At 44.4% G+C, this 17,610-nt stretch carries 15 protein-coding genes and 1 pseudogene; 5 read left to right on the plus strand and 11 right to left on the minus strand.

Annotation, left to right across the window (positions count from 1 at the left end; genetic code table 11):
• Positions 1–217: 217 nt before the first annotated feature.
• Positions 218–1,273, plus strand: coding sequence for an ankyrin repeat domain-containing protein (locus NSQ38_RS00905; RefSeq protein ID WP_339786312.1), 1,056 nt, complete (start codon positions 218–220; stop codon positions 1,271–1,273).
• 101 nt (positions 1,274–1,374) lie between these two features.
• Here NSQ38_RS00905 and NSQ38_RS00910 read toward each other — a convergent pair whose 3' ends face one another.
• Positions 1,375–2,358, minus strand: a complete 984-nt coding sequence (locus tag NSQ38_RS00910; RefSeq protein WP_339786314.1) for a tRNA-dihydrouridine synthase — start codon at positions 2,356–2,358, stop codon at positions 1,375–1,377.
• A 380-nt stretch (positions 2,359–2,738) separates the two neighbouring features.
• Here NSQ38_RS00910 and NSQ38_RS00915 point away from each other — a divergent pair, with 380 nt between their 5' ends.
• From NSQ38_RS00915 to NSQ38_RS00925, 3 genes are all read left to right on the plus strand, one after another.
• Positions 2,739–2,945: a DUF2536 family protein gene (locus tag NSQ38_RS00915; protein ID WP_133387365.1), complete on the plus strand. Its 207-nt coding sequence runs from the start codon at positions 2,739–2,741 to the stop codon at positions 2,943–2,945.
• 265 nt (positions 2,946–3,210) lie between these two features.
• Complete coding sequence (locus tag NSQ38_RS00920) at positions 3,211–4,092, plus strand: GNAT family N-acetyltransferase (protein WP_339786317.1); 882 nt, start codon at positions 3,211–3,213, stop codon at positions 4,090–4,092.
• A 383-nt stretch (positions 4,093–4,475) separates the two neighbouring features.
• The gene (locus tag NSQ38_RS00925) at positions 4,476–6,143 is read left to right on the plus strand and encodes a leucine-rich repeat domain-containing protein (protein WP_339786319.1); all 1,668 of its coding nucleotides are present in this window, start codon (positions 4,476–4,478) and stop codon (positions 6,141–6,143) included.
• 279 nt (positions 6,144–6,422) lie between these two features.
• Here the strand turns inward: NSQ38_RS00925 and NSQ38_RS00930 are convergent, their stop codons facing one another.
• From NSQ38_RS00930 to NSQ38_RS00975, 10 genes and pseudogenes are all read right to left on the minus strand, one after another.
• Positions 6,423–8,096 carry a GTP-binding protein gene (locus NSQ38_RS00930; protein ID WP_339786322.1) on the minus strand — a complete coding sequence of 558 codons (1,674 nt, stop codon included), beginning with the start codon at positions 8,094–8,096 and terminating at the stop codon, positions 6,423–6,425.
• A gap of 1 nt (position 8,097) precedes the next feature.
• Positions 8,098–8,997, minus strand: a complete 900-nt coding sequence (cysD, locus tag NSQ38_RS00935; protein WP_076333411.1) for a sulfate adenylyltransferase subunit CysD — start codon at positions 8,995–8,997, stop codon at positions 8,098–8,100.
• 290 nt (positions 8,998–9,287) lie between these two features.
• Positions 9,288–9,416: an S-layer homology domain-containing protein gene (locus NSQ38_RS00940; protein WP_339786324.1), complete on the minus strand. Its 129-nt coding sequence runs from the start codon at positions 9,414–9,416 to the stop codon at positions 9,288–9,290.
• A complete protein-coding gene (locus NSQ38_RS00945; protein ID WP_339786326.1) occupies positions 9,404–9,685 on the minus strand; it encodes an S-layer homology domain-containing protein in 282 nt (93 codons plus the stop codon). The genes NSQ38_RS00940 and NSQ38_RS00945 overlap by 13 nt, the downstream gene beginning before the upstream one ends.
• A 579-nt stretch (positions 9,686–10,264) precedes the next feature.
• A pseudogene (locus NSQ38_RS00950) lies at positions 10,265–10,450 on the minus strand (23S rRNA (uracil(1939)-C(5))-methyltransferase RlmD); the annotation flags it as partial.
• 296 nt (positions 10,451–10,746) lie between these two features.
• Positions 10,747–11,070 carry a sigma factor gene (locus NSQ38_RS00955; protein WP_339786329.1) on the minus strand — a complete coding sequence of 108 codons (324 nt, stop codon included), beginning with the start codon at positions 11,068–11,070 and terminating at the stop codon, positions 10,747–10,749.
• Between the two features lie 338 nt (positions 11,071–11,408).
• Entirely contained in the window at positions 11,409–11,858 is a 450-nt protein-coding gene (locus tag NSQ38_RS00960; protein ID WP_339786332.1) for a hypothetical protein, read from the minus strand.
• A 127-nt stretch (positions 11,859–11,985) separates the two neighbouring features.
• The gene (locus NSQ38_RS00965) at positions 11,986–12,744 is read right to left on the minus strand and encodes a hypothetical protein (protein WP_339786334.1); all 759 of its coding nucleotides are present in this window, start codon (positions 12,742–12,744) and stop codon (positions 11,986–11,988) included.
• 302 nt (positions 12,745–13,046) lie between these two features.
• A complete protein-coding gene (rlmD, locus tag NSQ38_RS00970; protein ID WP_339786337.1) occupies positions 13,047–14,822 on the minus strand; it encodes a 23S rRNA (uracil(1939)-C(5))-methyltransferase RlmD in 1,776 nt (591 codons plus the stop codon).
• 634 nt (positions 14,823–15,456) lie between these two features.
• The gene (locus NSQ38_RS00975) at positions 15,457–16,338 is read right to left on the minus strand and encodes a diacylglycerol kinase (RefSeq protein ID WP_047840512.1); all 882 of its coding nucleotides are present in this window, start codon (positions 16,336–16,338) and stop codon (positions 15,457–15,459) included.
• Between the two features lie 524 nt (positions 16,339–16,862).
• Between NSQ38_RS00975 and NSQ38_RS00980 the strand changes: the two genes are divergently transcribed.
• Complete coding sequence (locus NSQ38_RS00980; RefSeq protein ID WP_339786340.1) at positions 16,863–17,579, plus strand: NPP1 family protein; 717 nt, start codon at positions 16,863–16,865, stop codon at positions 17,577–17,579.
• Positions 17,580–17,610: the final 31 nt, after the last annotated feature.

A 17,610-nucleotide genomic window follows, 5' to 3' on the forward strand; every position in this document is an offset into this window, starting at 1 on the left:
TTGCGGCGATCATTCAAATATTTTTCAATCCGTCTCCAGTATCAACATTCACCTAAATTATAACATAGCAAACCAAATTGACGATGGAAGAAACCCAGTTATTGGTTTTGAATTCCCCTATGTGATAAAATTGCAGAAAATTATCTACTTACTATTAAATCATCATAGCCTACCATTGGAACTTACGTTGTTATTCACAAAGGAGAGGAAGAGTGTAATGGCTACGAAGAAAGCAACCTTACCTGCTCATATGGAAAAACTCATTAAAGATAATGATATCGCAACCGTAAAAGAAATTTTCGAGCAATGCGAATGGGATGCACGTGGGGGCTACAGCAAAGGTACAGCCCTCAGCTTTCGGCATATTTCGGATGAATTGGTCCGCTGGCTCATAGAGCAAGGGGCAGATATTAATGCACGTGACAAATATCAACGCACGCCTCTACATGCTCATGCCTCACACTGGTCAGGCAATGTACCCCTGTTCCTTGAATTAGGTGCGGATCTGGACGCTGTGGATTACCAAAATGAAACACCGTTACATGCAGCGGTCAGTGGGTATCAAACCAAAGTGGTTCAAGAGTTGGTAAACCAGGGCGCTACGATTAACGTAGAAAATAAACAGGGTAATACGCCATTAGCTAAGGGGTTAGTCAATTGTAGGAATAGCGATATAGTTAATCTGGCAGAGATTGCCGCAATTCTTCTGGATGCCGGAGCATCGGTCACCCCGGATATGAAAGAATCGGTGAAGCGGATCGGTAAGGATTTTGAATTCGTCCGTGAGAAGTTCAATAAGGACAAGGTCGATGGAGTTTCAGACGCGCTGATCAAACTGTACCGGCTATTTGATGTCGAGCCGGTAGCGAATCGGATCATGCACGATGGAACTGCACCCATTCAGGTAAAGGCAACCACCTGGCCCAAGCAGCACCAAGAGCTGTGGGAATATCTCATCCCGGCTCAGGGCCACGCTCAAACGGTGCAGGGAGAGGTCATCCGCATCACAGGACGTGTGTCCCATGAAGTATTAGATAATGGCGGAGGAAACTGGGATGCGGAGTTTCGCAAGATGCTAGATGCGCTAATTCGTTATCTGGGCACTGGAGCGCCACTCGCCCCCGCACTTCTCCAAGAGGCAGCAGACTTGGCCAGCAGGCTTCATAATGGATACGATTTTGATGCGCCTGCCAGATTATCCGAGTTGGCGGTATTATGGGTACTCGCGAATCCTCAGCCGGTCGCCATGGAAAAGCCAGAGTATACGCGTTAAACAGCAAAGCAAAAAAAAGAAGCGGAAGAGTTACCGCTTCTTTTTTGCTATTAAATCTACCTGAATCATACGCCGTATCCATTCATTTTCTTCGTCTTACTCTACTCCACCTGTTCATTACTTTCATTACTTCCAAACTCATCGAGCAATTCGCGTACTTTAGAAGTCGTTTTGGCGTTCATCAAGCTGTTTCTCAGCTCACTAGCACCGCGGAAGCCTCGAACATAGATTTTGAAAAAACGGGCCAGCGGGCTGAACGAACGCGGTTCAAGCTCAGAATATTGATCATGGAGATCCAAATGCAGCCGTAGCAGATCAAGCAATTCCTTACTGCTGTGTTCCTTCGGCTCCTTCTCAAAAGCAAACGGATTCTGGAAGATACCGCGTCCAATCATAATACCATCCACACCATATTGCTCCGCGAGTCTCAGGCCTGTCTCACGGTCAGGAATATCCCCATTAATCGTCAGAAGAGTATTAGGCGCTATCTCGTCACGCAGTTTTTTAATCTCCGGAATCAGTTCCCAGTGAGCGTCTACTTTGCTCATTTCTTCTCTCGTCCGCAGATGAATGGACAGGTTCACAATGTCCTGTTGCAAAATATGGGTCAACCAGTCGCGCCATTCGCCGACCTCAGTAAATCCCAGACGCGTTTTTACACTGACGGGCAGTCCCCCGGCTTTCGCCGCCTGAATAATCTCCGCAGCAAGGGCTGGCCGGCAGATCAAGCCACTTCCTTTTCCATTCTCCGCAACATTCGCTACAGGACAGCCCATATTGATATCGATGCCTTTAAATCCTTCTTTCGCCATACCGATACTCATCTCACGAAAGAATTCCGGTTTATCTCCCCAGATATGAGCCACAATCGGCTGTTCATCCGCTGTAAACGTCAACCGTCCACGCACACTATGGTGCCCCTCCGGGTGACAATAACTCTCTGTGTTCGCAAACTCCGTAAAAAACACATCCGGTCTGCCCGCTTCACTTACGACATGCCGAAACACAACATCGGTCACATCTTCCATAGGTGCCAGTATAAAAAATGGTCGTGGCAATTCACGCCAAAAGTTTTCCTTTGTCATCTCAAAAGCTCCTCTATACATTCCAGGACAGTCTTTGTCCTCATTAATAATAATAAAACGTAACTCTTTGCATCTGCTTGCCTATCATTTACATGATCATTCGCAGTTTCGTTGCGATTCACATTATGGTGTCCTAGCTTCTTCTTCACTTATACCATGCAAATGTAACTTTGTTCAAACAGCAGTATCTGTTATAACTTCCATTAGATCTTCAGATTAATGAGTGTTCGATGATCTTAAAATTGCCCTTTCCCGATTTTATCACGTCTTTATTAGATTTTCAGCCCGATTGCTCTTGCCGAACTGGAAAAGCTCCTCTAAAATGAAGCTCGACAGGCTTTTAACCTGCAAATCGAGATTTAAGGAGGCCTGAATTATATATGGAAATTTCACTGGATATAATTAAAGATAAAGTCGAATGCTTGCAGGCTTATGACTTTCATGAACTGGCGCGAGCGATTGAAGAACGAATTGAAATCAACAAAGCGCTAATGCTGCGCGTGAAGCAAGTTCAGCATCAAGTAACGTTTGACCCTTTTCGCAACAAGATGTTATATAGTGCAATCGTGCATTTTGCCGTAGATTAATGGACCAAGATTTTCAATAGTGAAAAACAGTTCACTGACGCAATTGCATTTAAGCATATCCTATAAAGCATGCAAAAAAGAAGACGCGAATTCGCTCGCGTCTCTTTCCATATCAAACTCCACTTTCTCTTGTTACAACTCCTGCTTAACCAACAACAACTTATAAGCAGAATTGTCACCTGCAATCATACTTTACATAGTTAAATACGGGATCGATCGTACCACTATACAAACAGTCATTTTTGAGGATTAAGGGGGTAATACCATGCAAGAATTAATATTTATGAAGAATTATAAAAACAATGAAGTACTGCGCAAAAGTTTTTTCGAGCTTGCTGTCAACACGTTTGAGATCAATTTTGAAGATTGGTATCAACAAGGATACTGGGGCGAGCGTTACATCCCTTATTCATATGTCGATGGAGACCAGGTTATTGCCAACGTTTCCGTTAACATCCTTGAGCTCATCATTCACGGTGAGAAGAAAAAAGCGATTCAAATCGGCACGGTGATGACACATCCTGATTATCGGGGGAAAGGACTCTCTACACGTTTAATGAATAAAGTTTTAGAGGAATACGAGAACAAGTATGATTACATGTACCTTTTTGCCAATGAATTGGTGCTTGATTTTTACCCCAAGTTTGGGTTTAAGCCTGTGGAAGAACATCTTTTTTCAATGGATTATACGGCAAAAAAATCACCCGAGCCTGCGAACATCCGAAAACTAAATGTAACTAACGCGGAGGATTTACGTCTTATTCAAAAATTCGCATCGGAACGATTACCTGTTTCTCATCATTTCGCAACCCATCATGCTCAAGGAATACTCATGTTTTATTGCCTGAATGTTTTTAGTAATGATATTTATTACTTGGAAAACGAAAACGTCATTGTTATTTATCAGAAAGAAGACAATCATATTGAGCTCTTCGACATTGTTAGCTTAAACGAAATGAATATGAACGATATTTTGGATAAGATCGCAGATGATGATACGGAGAAAATAACCTTCCATTTCACGCCAGATGTAACAGATCATATCGTTCTAAAAAGTACAATCACCAATGAAGGTTTATTTGTAAGAACCCATGGTGAACATCTCTACCCTGTGCACGTTAAACATCCGATTACTTCGATCGCTTAATGATTGATTTAATAATGCCTACCACCAGCCACACTTTAAATAAGACCAAAAAGGAGCAGGATTCCCCTGCTCCTTCGCTATGTGAAACTTCTTTCTCTCATCAAACGTAAATTCACAAGGTATAATGAAATCAGATGACCGTTCAGCATGATCTTATGACCATCATAATGAAGGAGGGGACATTCGTGGCGTTTATCCCGCTAAACTGCCCCAATTGCAACGGAAGAATTGAATACAAGAAGGATGAGGTTTTAAAGTGTCCCTATTGTGAAACAGAGCTTTTATTGAAGCAAAATCATGTCTATTACGTAGACCAGACCATTAATCATTACCACGGAACGCCCCCTAAAACACCGTTGAAGCAGACTGCCTCCGTAAAGGTAATGCTGATACTGATGTTAGTCCTGGCTGGCGCCATCGGTACATATTTTTATTATAGCAACAGCTCCATCTATTCAAAAACAGAAGCCAATCTGCCTGTGCGAAAGATGCCTGAAAGCGAGGTTTTGCTCTCATTTTTGCGAGATATCTTCGATAAAGGGTCCGCCTTGCCAACAGAGGAGGAATTGGCTCGTATTCGCTATTTAACCGTAGAGCATTCGGAGAATGATCAGTGGAAGTTTATATATAGTCTCTCCGATCCCTTCAGCGATGAAAAAGCCGAGAAGATCACTTATATTACTCAGGACAAGAAACTGAATAGCCAGCGGATTGATCAGCGAGATTTTGAAGCTTTTAAGGGACTGACGGCATTGGACCTGACGAATACCTATGAAATCTCCCAGACGGACCAAACCACTTTGGCCCATACGCCCGGATTAAAAAGTTATGGAGGCGCTTTTAACGAATCCTTTAGTACATTTTCGGGCTACTTTGGTGACAAGTCTAAAATCACGGAGCTTACCACTCAGCTTCGCAGCAATCAGGAATTGGCCCTGCTGCTGGAATTCCCCAATCTGAGCTCTTTATCCATTACCTATGTGGATGAGTCCGTAACGGATTTTTATCTATTGAATAAACTGCCGCTCAAGTCCCTGTCGCTCACCTTTGTCGATGAACTCGGATGGTTATCGTCCATGACCGGGCTGTCATCCTTGTCCATACATTACAGCGAAGCCACAGACCTGCAGCCGCTATACGCCCTGACCCAGCTTCAGGAGCTTCAGTTGTCCTATTTATCAAATGTAAAGTCCATCGACTTTGTGCAAAATATGCCTGCTCTACAAACGCTAGATATCGAAAATGTGAACTTTTCCAATCTGGAGCACTTGACCGGTAAAAACTCCATTACTACGCTACGCTTGGCTTCTCTAAGTCAGCTTGGTTCGGTAAAAGCCATAAACAGTCTGCCCTCTCTGCGGGAATTAACGTTGTCCGGCTACTACGAGAATGCAGAAGCGCTGACACTGCCTAAAGTAAAGCGAGTGGAAATTCCAAGCTCCTTTCTCACCGGGCTAGAGGCCGCGGCTACAACCAGTCTGACGCTCCGTGGCGGAAGTGGCGAGTTGAACTTGGCTGCGCTGGGGAAATTCCCGAAACTGGAGCAACTCTCGCTCTGGGAGATCGATGAACTAACCCGTCTTGCCGCCCTGGACGGCTTGTCCCGCCTAGAGACCTTAAACATTTACGACTCGTCACTGTTCAAGGAAAGCGATGCCTTATTTCGTTTGAAGCAGGTGAAATCTTTGGTGTGCTCCGAGTGTAGGCTGAACTTTGAACAAAAGGCGGCCGCGGAGAACAGCGTACTTGAACATTTGACCTTAGAGCAGCCATATTTCAGCATAAACAACACCTCAGTTACTGAAGTTGACCAAATGATGCCTTACTTTGCCAACATGTCCGCGCTACGTTCCTTCACTCTGCAAGACAGCAATTTGGCTTCTCTCGAATTTATGAGTAACTGGCAGGCCATAGAAGAGCTTCATCTCGAGAACAATGCCATTTCCAATATCGAGACCCTAAGCCAGCTGCCTGATCTGCAAAAGGTATATCTATCCGGTAATTCCGTACAAAACAAGTCCGTGCTTGGCACGGGTGTGCATGTGTATTAATGACCGCCTGGAAAGGTGGGGAGTACTTAGAATACTGTAGTTAATGGGTGGTATTGAAACAAAGACAAAAAGGGGCTCCCCTTATGCAGTTCTTCCTGCATGGGGAACCCTTTTGGTGCTTTAAATCAAGTCCGAAGCCTTCAATATTCTTTGGACGATAGCTGCAACCTCAGCACGGGTAATGTTGGCATACAGAGATCAGTCTTCCCATATAAAGGGATCTTGACGAAACAAACAAGCGGCTGCCTGATCGGCAACCGCTTTTATCGGACATGCTTATTAAATGTCGTAGTTATTCGAAGGACTGTGATCGATAACGGATTGCACGACTCGTTTAACCACGGATTTCGCGGCATCCTGGGTGGACATTCCGCCGATCTCGTCCGCGTTAACTTCGATAAATCCTTTACCCCCGATGATCTCTCGAGCTGTCTCAAGTTCGCCCGCACTGATAGAATCATGGGATACCAGTGAGATCAGGCCGGCGTCGTTCAACACCTTTGCCATCTCCGCCGTACCGCGGAGCGTTTCTCCACTGACGCTCTCAAGCAGCATCGTATGGTAACCGGATGACATTAGTCGCTTCTCCACTTCCTTGGCTAGAGCTACCGTATCCGAGCCAGCAAACCAGAGCGTGAGCGGAGATTGTCCTTTCTGCTGGGCGCGAATATCTCTCGTGATCCCCGTATCCAGCGTGGCAAATCGGCTTTCTCCCTTCAGAGCTTGATCGATGACTCCGCAAGCAGACGTCATGTTGGTGACACGATCAATGAGGATAAAACCTCCGATGCTCTTATTGTGTTCAAAGGAATCGAAGACGATCTGATCCGACAGCGTGAATTCACACTTGGCCAATTCGTTCTTAACAATTTGATCGGCCGGAACGGTATGGCCTGTGTTAATGTCAATTTTATGGGTAATCGCCGTTACAGTGCCTGGAAGAGTCTTCGTTCCGACCTTTACCCAATAATGCTTGCCCGGAGTCAGGACGGAATCGTCCATCCACAGGATCGTAGAAGCGAAGCTGTCAGCTTCTTGGACTTGATTGTCTATCGTGAGCACGCAGCCCCGCGAGACATCAACTTCGCGGTCCAGTTGTATCGTAACCGGTTGGCCAGCATAAGCCGAATCCTTAGCTTGGTCCGTCACCAAAATCTGCTTAACCTTGGCTTTCTCCCGACTTGGCAGAGTCATGAGTTCGTCTCCGACCGAAATCTTTCCAGCCTCGATCTGGCCCTGGAACCCACGGAATGTATGGTCCGGTCTGCTTACACGCTGAACCGGCATCATGAAAGGCTTCGTATCATCGGTAGTATGAACATCTATACTTTCCAAATACGGCAATAAAGCTAACCCCTCGTACCAGGGAGCATTCGGCGACTGGGTTGTAATGTTGTCCCCTTCCGTAGCCGACACGGGAATGACCTGAATGCTCTTGATTTGAAATTCGGCCGTCGTTTGGATGAAGTCTTCCTTGATTGCCTCGAACGTCCTCTGATCGAAGCCGACCAGATCCATCTTGTTCACAGCCAATACGAGATGCTTGATCCCCATCAGGGCGCAGATCCGGGCATGGCGTTTGGTCTGGGTAATGATGCCTTTGGTAGCGTCCACCAGAATGATGGCTAGATCGGCAAAGGAAGCGCCTACAGCCATGTTGCGCGTATACTCTTCGTGTCCCGGTGTGTCCGCCACGATGAAGGAACGATGAGACGTCGTAAAATAACGATATGCCACATCAATGGTAATCCCTTGTTCGCGTTCAGCCAGCAAACCATCGAGGAGCAGCGAGTAGTCGATTTTGCCGCCTCGGCTTCCCAATCGACTATCGAGCTCAAGCGCGCGTTCTTGATCGGCAAACAGCAGCTTGGCCTCATAGAGCATATGTCCGATCAGCGTGGACTTGCCATCATCCACACTTCCACAGGTAATGAATTTAAGTAGACTCTTCATGTTAGAAATAGCCCTCCCGTTTGCGTCGTTCCATGCTTCCCGCCGCTTCTTGATCGATAACCCGACTGGTCCGTTCGGAAGATAACGCACCCAATGTCTCCTCAATGATCTCATCCAGCGTAACGGCATCGGACTCGACTCCGCCCGTGAGCGGGTAACAACCCAACGTGCGGAAGCGAATCTTCTTCATCTCTACCTTCTCGCCAGGCTCAAGCTTTATCCGCTCGTCATCCACCATGATGATATGCCCGTCACGATTAACGATCGGTCTTACGTCCGCGGAGTAAAGCGGAACGATATCAATGTTCTCCCGACGAATGTATTGCCAGATATCCTTCTCAGTCCAGTTGGACAGCGGAAAGACTCGAATGCTCTCTCCCTTGTTGATTCGCGTGTTGAACAGCTTCCACATCTCCGGACGCTGGTTCTTCGGGTCCCACGAGTGATTCTTGTTCCGGAACGAGAAAATCCGCTCCTTCGCACGCGACTTCTCCTCATCACGTCTTCCGCCACCGAACGCAACCGTGAATCCGTATTTATCCAATCCCTGCTTCAGGGCTGTGGTTTTCATAATGTCGGTATATGCGGAACCATGGTCGAAGGGGTTAATTCCTTGTTGAATAGCCTCTTCATTAGAGTGCACGATCATCTCGATACCAAATTCCTTCGCCTTTCGGTCGCGGAACTCAATCATTTCCTTGAATTTCCAGGTTGTATCGATATGCATGAATGGGAACGGCGGCTTCTCGGGGTAGAAAGCCTTTAGGGCCAAGTGCAGCATGACCGAGCTGTCCTTGCCGATGGAATACAACATGACCGGTTTCTCGCACTCCGCTGCTACTTCTCTGATAATGTATATCGCTTCAGCCTCAAGTTGATCCAGATGTGTTAATTCTTGCATGGCAAGGCGGCCTCCTTTTTAATCCTCACTAAAACCATCGTATTTATAAACTTATCCTATCAGATTCCATCTTTATTGCAAAGTGGAAAAAAGTAAAATTTATGATGTCTATGTATTGGATCGACAATATTCAGCAATGAGTAGCGGTTCCTCCTGTAATAAAATTGCCTGAACGAATGATTTGTGCTGAGCTGCAAATGGAATCGGTTGGTTAACGATCTCTATTACAATCATGATTGAGGGCCATGGAATTTGAAAAAGCTGCCGCCTGTAAAGTACAGACAGCAGTTTCAATAAGTTGCCCAGATCCGGGACAGAATCAACGCTGCTTCAGCGCGGGTCAATGATTCAGTTGGTGCGATTTTGCCACCTTTTCCGTTGACGATTCCGCTTCCTACGAGGGAAGTTACACTATCCACTGCGTAAGCGGAAATGCTTGTAGTATCGGAATAAGGAGCCAGATTCCCGCTGCCGGCAGATGGTTACCTGCTGCTTTCAGGGCTTTCGCCGTTAGAACAATCATGTTTTGACGGGAAATGCTGCTGGATTTGAACGTGTTGTCTTCGAATCCATAGGCGATCCCCAGCTCCTTTGAAATGGCCACAGCCTGCGCATAGTAAGCAGTAGGCTGTACATCGCTGAAGGCTGCCGTGTTCGTGCCCGGGCCCTTCAATTCAAGTGCTCTCACCAGCAAGGTGATAAAGTCAGCTCTCGTGATGGAAGCTCACCATAAAAGGTGTTTGATACTCCTTCTATAGCAAGTTTTCAAATATAGTGGGCGCTAGCCCCCGAAATAACTGGGCTATGCTGATTTACTCAGCTTCGTTCAGATGAGTGTAGCGCACTTATTTTTTTGTAAGTAGAACTAGCTGTAGTTATACCCCTGCATGTAAAATTCCCTTTTCTCTATCTGTTCAAGCTCTTCCTGCAATTGTATGGCTAAGCAATACTCCTTATCTGTAAGCCCATGGTATTATACCTTCGAGATAAACATCCTTTTTTTACCTAATACGACATTAGCTTTAGAATTAAAACATCTAACTAAGTGATCTTGATATGAAAAAGAACGCCTTAAGGACGCCCTCTTAAAATCAATACTATTTTAGACTATTTTCACTAGCCCCTGACATGTCTACACACTCGACCTCAAAACCAAGGTCAAGCACGACCGAAACCTCGATTTTGTCCTTCAGCACCTTATTTTTGAAATCAGGGCCATCATTCGTAAAAGTCGTAAACGGCGCAAAGTGTTGAAAACAAAGGATTTCTAGGTATCTTTGCGTTGCATTCCTATTACTACCTCCACATGCACCGTGTGTGGGAACATGTCCACCGGCGTGACCTCAACCGTGCGATACCCACCATCCTCAAGCACACGAAGATCACGTGCCAACGTACTCGGATTACAGCTCACATACACCACGCGCTCCGGCTTCATCTCCAAGATCGTTTTCGATATGGGTGATTTGCTGTTGATAACTTACTCCTCAATGCACATGAGGTATTATGACCTCAAAATGCAAACGCTATCATTTTGTGATTTTCTAAGTACTCGTTGCTTAGCCCGAGCAATATATTGTCGCACATGATTCTGAGGAATCCCTAGTACCTCTTCAATTTCCTTGTCTCTCAATCCCATATTGTATTTATAATACAATAATCTTCTATCCCTTTCTGATAGTTGAAGCATTATTTTCTTTAATTCGTCTATTCTCTCGTTTCTTACATAGTTTTCTTCTATTTTAACCATTAAATCTGGAATCTGGACGCAAAATCTTCTTCTGGTCCAACAAAATAATGTTTGTTACGACATGCCTCTTTACGAATATAATCAAAACAAACATGTTTTGCTGTATTAGTAACATACGCTGTTATTCTGTAACGATCTAAGGTGCGTAAAAGAGAAGCTTTCGGTATTAATTTAAGCAGGGCCTCTTGAGTTAAGTCATTCACAACATCACAGTCTCCAACTGTATCGTAAACTTTGTATTTAATTAGTGGATGATATTTTATATATAGTTCCAACATAAAGCTCTTATCTTCATCTTCTAGGCTAAAATATATCGGCTTCATTGAGTTTCCTCCTATTAATTTAGTTTCTAGTGAATTATTTAATCGCCATCGTAAAACATTTTTGATTAGTGTTGTATTTCGAAACATTTAAGTTACATACCAAATTATCACAATTCAATCATAATCAAATTTGAACTCACACTCAAAGGAAAATTACATAACCAGTTCTCCGATGGTATTCGAATTTCTCTCTATTTATACAGACATGGTATTCCGCTTTGGGTAATAACCTCTTTTAGAAAACTATATAAAAAAAGAGCGCCCAGTTAAGGAAACTCTTGAATTAATTTATATAATTCCTAATATTATACATTATTTTCTCGATGAAGTCGTTGAATTTAGTAGACATCAATGATGGTAATAAAGTCATCATACTCTTCTTTTGAAATTACACTAATAGGATCACGTCGTAGATTAGATTTTTCTTCTTGATTAATCTTATTTAAAGGGACTGTTGATTCTAACTGAATCCCTGTATATTTTATGGGGTTATTTAGATCGATTTTATTAAACAAGTCTATATTCTTCCCAAGGGAATATTCTTTAGTTTTACCTTTCAATTTGTATTTAGAATCAAAATACTCACTATCAATACTTAACTTCAAATAATAAGTATCTCCTTCAACATACTTATCTAGTATGGAAAATTCAGCCAATGAAAAATAAGTAACCATGTTGTTTGAGTAGTAGTTCCTATCATTCCAATAGCTAATGAATTTTGGTACAAATACAACGAGTAAAAGGATTATCACAAGAGTACCAATAAAAATTCTTTTCTTGCTCATCACTGATTTCAACCCCTTTCTTGAATATATGTATATGCCCCTATTTATAATGTTACAACCTCTAAGGTAATCCAGAAATAATGAGGCTAATCGGTAATTTCAAATTAGCCCCATTTTAAGAAGCTAAAAATCAGAAAACCAGATTATACACATTCGTATTATAACCTACGTTACTAGAAGAGGGGGTCACTGAAATATAAGCAGGACCATAACCAATAGAATAACCGAAGGTACCTCCAGATGAAGTGTCATGCACATAAGATATGGCGATTTTTTTCACCGGGTTTGTTTTATCGATATCTACCCTAAAAGAAAAATTCCCTTTAATATAGATAGGAAAATCAGGCGTTCCCAAGCTACTACCAGAATGTTCGTAACCCGTCAGGCTACTTCCAGTATACGTTGCGGCACCAGCACTAGTCCAATTATCTCCAGAGTTAAGTTTGTACCAAATCAAGTTGCTACGAGTATTGGCAACAACACTAAAGTCACTGTGAGTAGAATACCCGAAGTAGTCTTTACCTTTAGGTTTTACAGGTTTTAGCCACTCATATATTGGATAAATATCTGCTTTACCATTTCCTACTGAGAAAGCCAAAACTTCAATTTTTAAATCCGAGGATGGTATTGAATAACCGGAGGCAAACAGTTGTGGGACAACTTCTTGTTGAACTTCGATAAATTTCAATTCTGGGCTAGAGCCAGAATTTTCATAAATCATTTGTTTTAGTTCATCATCCAATCCGCTAATTATATTCTCCGGAGTTCCACTGTCCCTTAGGATCTGATCAATATCAGATAACGTAACTTGTTTTACATCTGCTCCTGCCACTGCCTGTAAAGTAAAGAATAAAGCAACTGTTAACAAAATACTTAGTACTCTCTTCATTTTGTAAACCTCCCAGTTTTTTTTATTATTTCAATATATAAGACGAAATAACAAGAATTTTGTAACAGGTGTTCAAAAAGAAATAACGCTATACTTTTTAATATATGAGTATTTTCAGTAGATAAACTGGCGCTAGACTCGAAAAAAACGCTAAGCTATCAAAACTTCTCCCTACTATATTCTTTCATTTCTCGACTTCTTTATCGGAACTTTGATAAAAAGAAAAGACAGCCATTGGGCTGTCTTCAAGTTTGGATTTTGAATTAAAAATATAAACTACGCTTTAGTTTGCTACCTTAGACCTACGTATCGTTTCTCACCAACATCGCTACACTTTCCACATGCACCGTATGCGGGAACATATCCACCGGCGTTACCTCAACCGTGCGATACCCGCCATCCTCCAGCACACGAAGATCACGTGCCAACGTGCTCGGATTACAGCTCACATACACCACTCGCTCCGGCTTCATCTCCAGGATCGTTTCCAGCAAACGTGGATCACAGCCCTTCCGCGGTGGATCGACGACGATGACATCAGCTTCAATACCTTGTTCTTTCCAGCGTGGAATAACGTCCTCTGAGGCACCAACTTCGAACTTCACGTTCTTCATGTCGTTCAAGAGCGCATTGCTACGCGCATCTTCGATGGCTTCAGGCACGATTTCTACTCCATACACCTGATCCGCATGTTGCGCGAGGAAAAGAGAGATTGTACCGATGCCACAATAGGCATCAATCACGGTCTCTTTGCCGCTCAGTCCTGCGTACTCTACCGTTTTGCCATACAGTACTTCCGTCTGCACTGGATTCACCTGATAGAACGAACGCGCTGAGATCGCAAATTGCACATCACCGATATAATCATAGATTACATCACGGCCCCACAGGACACGGGTTTCATCGCCGAAAATGACGTTGGTCTGTTTTTTGTTCACGTTCTGGCAGATACTCGCTACATGCGGAATCGCTTCACGGATACTGCCAATCCATTCGTCTTTGTACGGAATGTCTCGACCATTTGTAACCAGAACAAGCATCATCTCGCCTGTACGGAATGCCTTCTTCACGACCACGTGACGCAACAAGCCGCGACCTGTCTCTTCGTTATAGGCGCTAATTCCAAAATGACTGCCAATCTCCTTAACCTTTGCAACCATTTCGTCATTGTGCTCATGCTGAATGAGGCAACTTTCCATATCGATGATCCGGTGACTTCCTTTAGCGTAAAAACCACCTACCAGGCCACCCTCGGCAGCTCCAATCGGCACCTGTGCCTTATTCCGATAGCGCCATGGCTCGTCCATGCCCATCGTAGGCAGTACGCGGATGCCTTGCTCCGTATCCTCTTCGTTCATGACACCTTCAAGGCGAAGGCGAATACGATTGCTGCCGATCATTTGTACTTCAGAAGTAGCCAGTTCAGTTGTCTGATTCGCATCACCAACTGAAGCGTCATCCTGCACACGCTGTTCAGCGCCCTCTTTATCATCCTGCGTATTGGATGCCAACGTCTCCGCATCCTCCACCATCACGTTCAGCTTGCCAATCCGTTGCAAATTATCGATCACCAACTGGCGTTTCCACGCAAGCTGTCCGGTATAGCTCATATGCTGGATCTGGCAGCCGCCGCACTGATCGTAGATCGGGCATGGCGCGGACACTCGATCCGGGCTCGCCTTCACGATCTCCAGCAGTTTGGCGTAGCCGTACTGCTTCTTGGTTTTCATCACACGCACACGCACGGTTTCACCTGGAAGCGCCCCCTGTACAAAGAGCGTGTATCCATTCGCACGACCTACACCCTCACCGTCATGGTTCATGCCAATGATGTCGATGACGGTCTCTTCATTTTTGCTAACGGGCAGTCCTTCGATTGATGCAGATTCACGCGCTCTCCCCTTTGGACGAACGGCAGAAAGAGATGCGCCTTGTGGCCGCACCTCTTTTCCCTGCTGACGTGTAGATTGACGAGATGATTGACTTGGCTGACGGGACGCTGAAGCGTTCCCTTGCCCCTGAGAGGCAGCCGAATTCCGGCGGTTTTTTCCACGACCGCTGCGGTTCGTATTAGACAACGTACATTCACTTCTTTCTTCTTATATAATACCCGCCTGTGCAGGCGAGGGAGAAATCTCTATTTTTCAATTTGTTCCCGATTGTAACGAACATGGCGCACCTTATTCACATCAAAAATAACGTTCCGAATTTCAAATGAACTTCAGAAACGTTATATCATCTTCGGATAGTGTTTTCCGACCTCTTTCGTTCATTTTCTCCAAAATAACGACGCTGAGATTCGTTAGATTCGCAGCTTCGACGATTTCGCCACATTAAGGCTTTCTGAGTTCGTTAGCCGCCAGCCGGCACTCGACCAAACTGTTACATTCAGCACGGTGTACCACATCGCAGTACCATCGAACAATAACAGCGCTTTTAACCTTCAATGTTCGCTGTTCACGTTCACTCAATTACCACAATGTGCCTTGCTGTAACAGTTCAACGCATAGTGACCACATGAGATTATACGCGATCCAACTGTACACAGCAACTGGAAAATACACTTCCATCACGCCTTACGGCAGAGCTGAATCCAACTCTCCTCAACAGTTATATGATACTATGCAACTACTGCTATGGCATCATAGCTTTTCTGAAGCGCTCAACATTGCTTTTCACAAGCGAACCACATTGCCCCCAGCACTCACATGTTTAACGATACAACATCAGATGATGACGCAAGTTCGTAAACGTAGCTGGCAGCGTGCCGCCTAACTCTCCATCAAGGTTCAGTTGCACATAGCCTGGCGACGTAACTTCCATATGACTCGTCTGAAAATGAACCACTTTCTTGTCGTTCAGATGTTCCCCACGCAGCGCAAGCGTTACGAGGCGGATCATATCAGCCAAATTACATTTCCTCACGCAAATGACATCGAACAGACCATCATCAATGGTTGCACCTGGAGCCAACTTCTCAAATCCCCCGACCGAATTGGTATTGGCGATGAGGAATAACATGAATTCATCATGGATCTCTTCCTGACCGTCGGCGCGAATAATCAGCTCCTGAGGAGACAGGCTCGCCATTTTCTCAATACCCTTCATATAATAGGCCAGTTGCCCAATCATCGTTTTCAGACGACTCGGTACTTCATAGGTCAGTTCAGTCAATGAGCCACCACCAGCGATGTTGATAAAATACTTATCATTTGCTTTGCCCAGATCGAGCGGACGAAGCTGCTGGTTAATGACCAGATCCACGTAATCTTCCCACTGTCTCGGAATGCCGAGTGCACGTGCAAAATCATTCGTCGTTCCCAAAGGAAACACACCCAGCGGAGGACGGTTCTCCCGCTCGGCCATACCGTTAATCACTTCGTACAACGTGCCATCGCCACCAGCAGCAATAATCATGTCATAGCCGCGTTCAATCGCAAGTTCAGCTTCCCGGGTTGCGTCACCTTCACCCGTTGTTGCGTGACATGAAGCTTCAATACCACCTTGATCCAAACGCTGCAAAATATCAGCCAGACGTTTCTTCATTTCTTCCCGGCCTGAGGTCGGATTATATATTAAGCGAGCTTTTTTCATCTCATACGCCACCTATTCCACATTATCCATGAGTCTAAACGACCTCATATTCTTACGTTGCATCAGTCCACAAAAGGGCATATTTTTTACACAATAATGAATCTGTGTTCATTCTGCTCTAATCTTTCGTCTTACCTATATCTATGCATCAGGAATTCCGTCTCATTCCAAAGCCTTTAACTCCTATCATATCATCAAATGTAAAGATGTCCTAGCCTGTAATCTATAAGTATATTTTTTCATATATGTATCCACTAATCCATCCATTACCCAATAAACCTCACGCACCGCTCCTGAATCTTCCCCACTACCTTTTATGTAAAATAGTCTCATTAATCAACCATTCTGCCCGCTTGGACAGGAATTAGTCTTCGATTTTTATACCTTCATATGATTATGACATAGATATGCTACAAATTTACAAATCTTAAGATAAAAAGATAAATAACATAAACCTTTTTCCAATATAATTTTAGTGCACCCTCAACTTAACACCACATCATACCCGTGAAGGAGAATTGTGAATGAAAAAAATCGTGTTAATGCTCATAGTCTTTCTTATGGCATGTATTCCTTGGGTCACCGTTGTTGAAGCAGCAGAAATTAACCATGATCAGGTTGTCGGATTTCAGGAAGTCTCCCCAGTTACTGTGACACAACAAGCAACCAAGCGTTTTCAGCCATTTCTAAAAGTCTATCATGGATGCGTGCCTTTTCCCGCAGTGGATCAACAGGGCAATACCAGTGCTGGCTTGAATACATCCGGGGCATCGAATGGAAACTGTAGTTCAAGTACAGGCCAGATTTACTCCCGCTCCGCCTGGCACAATGGGGTATGGGCTATCATGTATTCGTGGTATTTCCCCAAAGACTCCCCTTCCTCTGGACTCGGCCATCGTCATGATTGGGAAGGTATCGTCGTGTGGGTAGACAATCCGGCAGCGGCCAATTCCCAAATCCTCTCTATCGCATATTCCGGTCACGGCCAGTTCACCAAAGTTACACCGAGCAATAACAATACACAAGGTAACCATCCGTTGATTTCCTATAATAGTACCTGGCCGCTGAACCATGAGCTTGGCGTTACTAATGCTGTGGGTGGAACTCAGCCTTTAATCGGATGGGACGATCTGACTTCTGCGGCACGAAATGCACTCAACACGACAAACTTCGGTAGCGCCAACGTGCCTTTCAACGATCACAATTTTACCAACAATTTAAATAAGGCCTGGTTCAGATAAAAAAATCCCCTTCAAGTGGCAGCTCACTTGA

The organism is Paenibacillus sp. FSL R7-0313, from assembly GCF_037969885.1.
In the GTDB taxonomy this organism is placed as follows: Bacteria; Bacillota; Bacilli; order Paenibacillales; family Paenibacillaceae; genus Paenibacillus.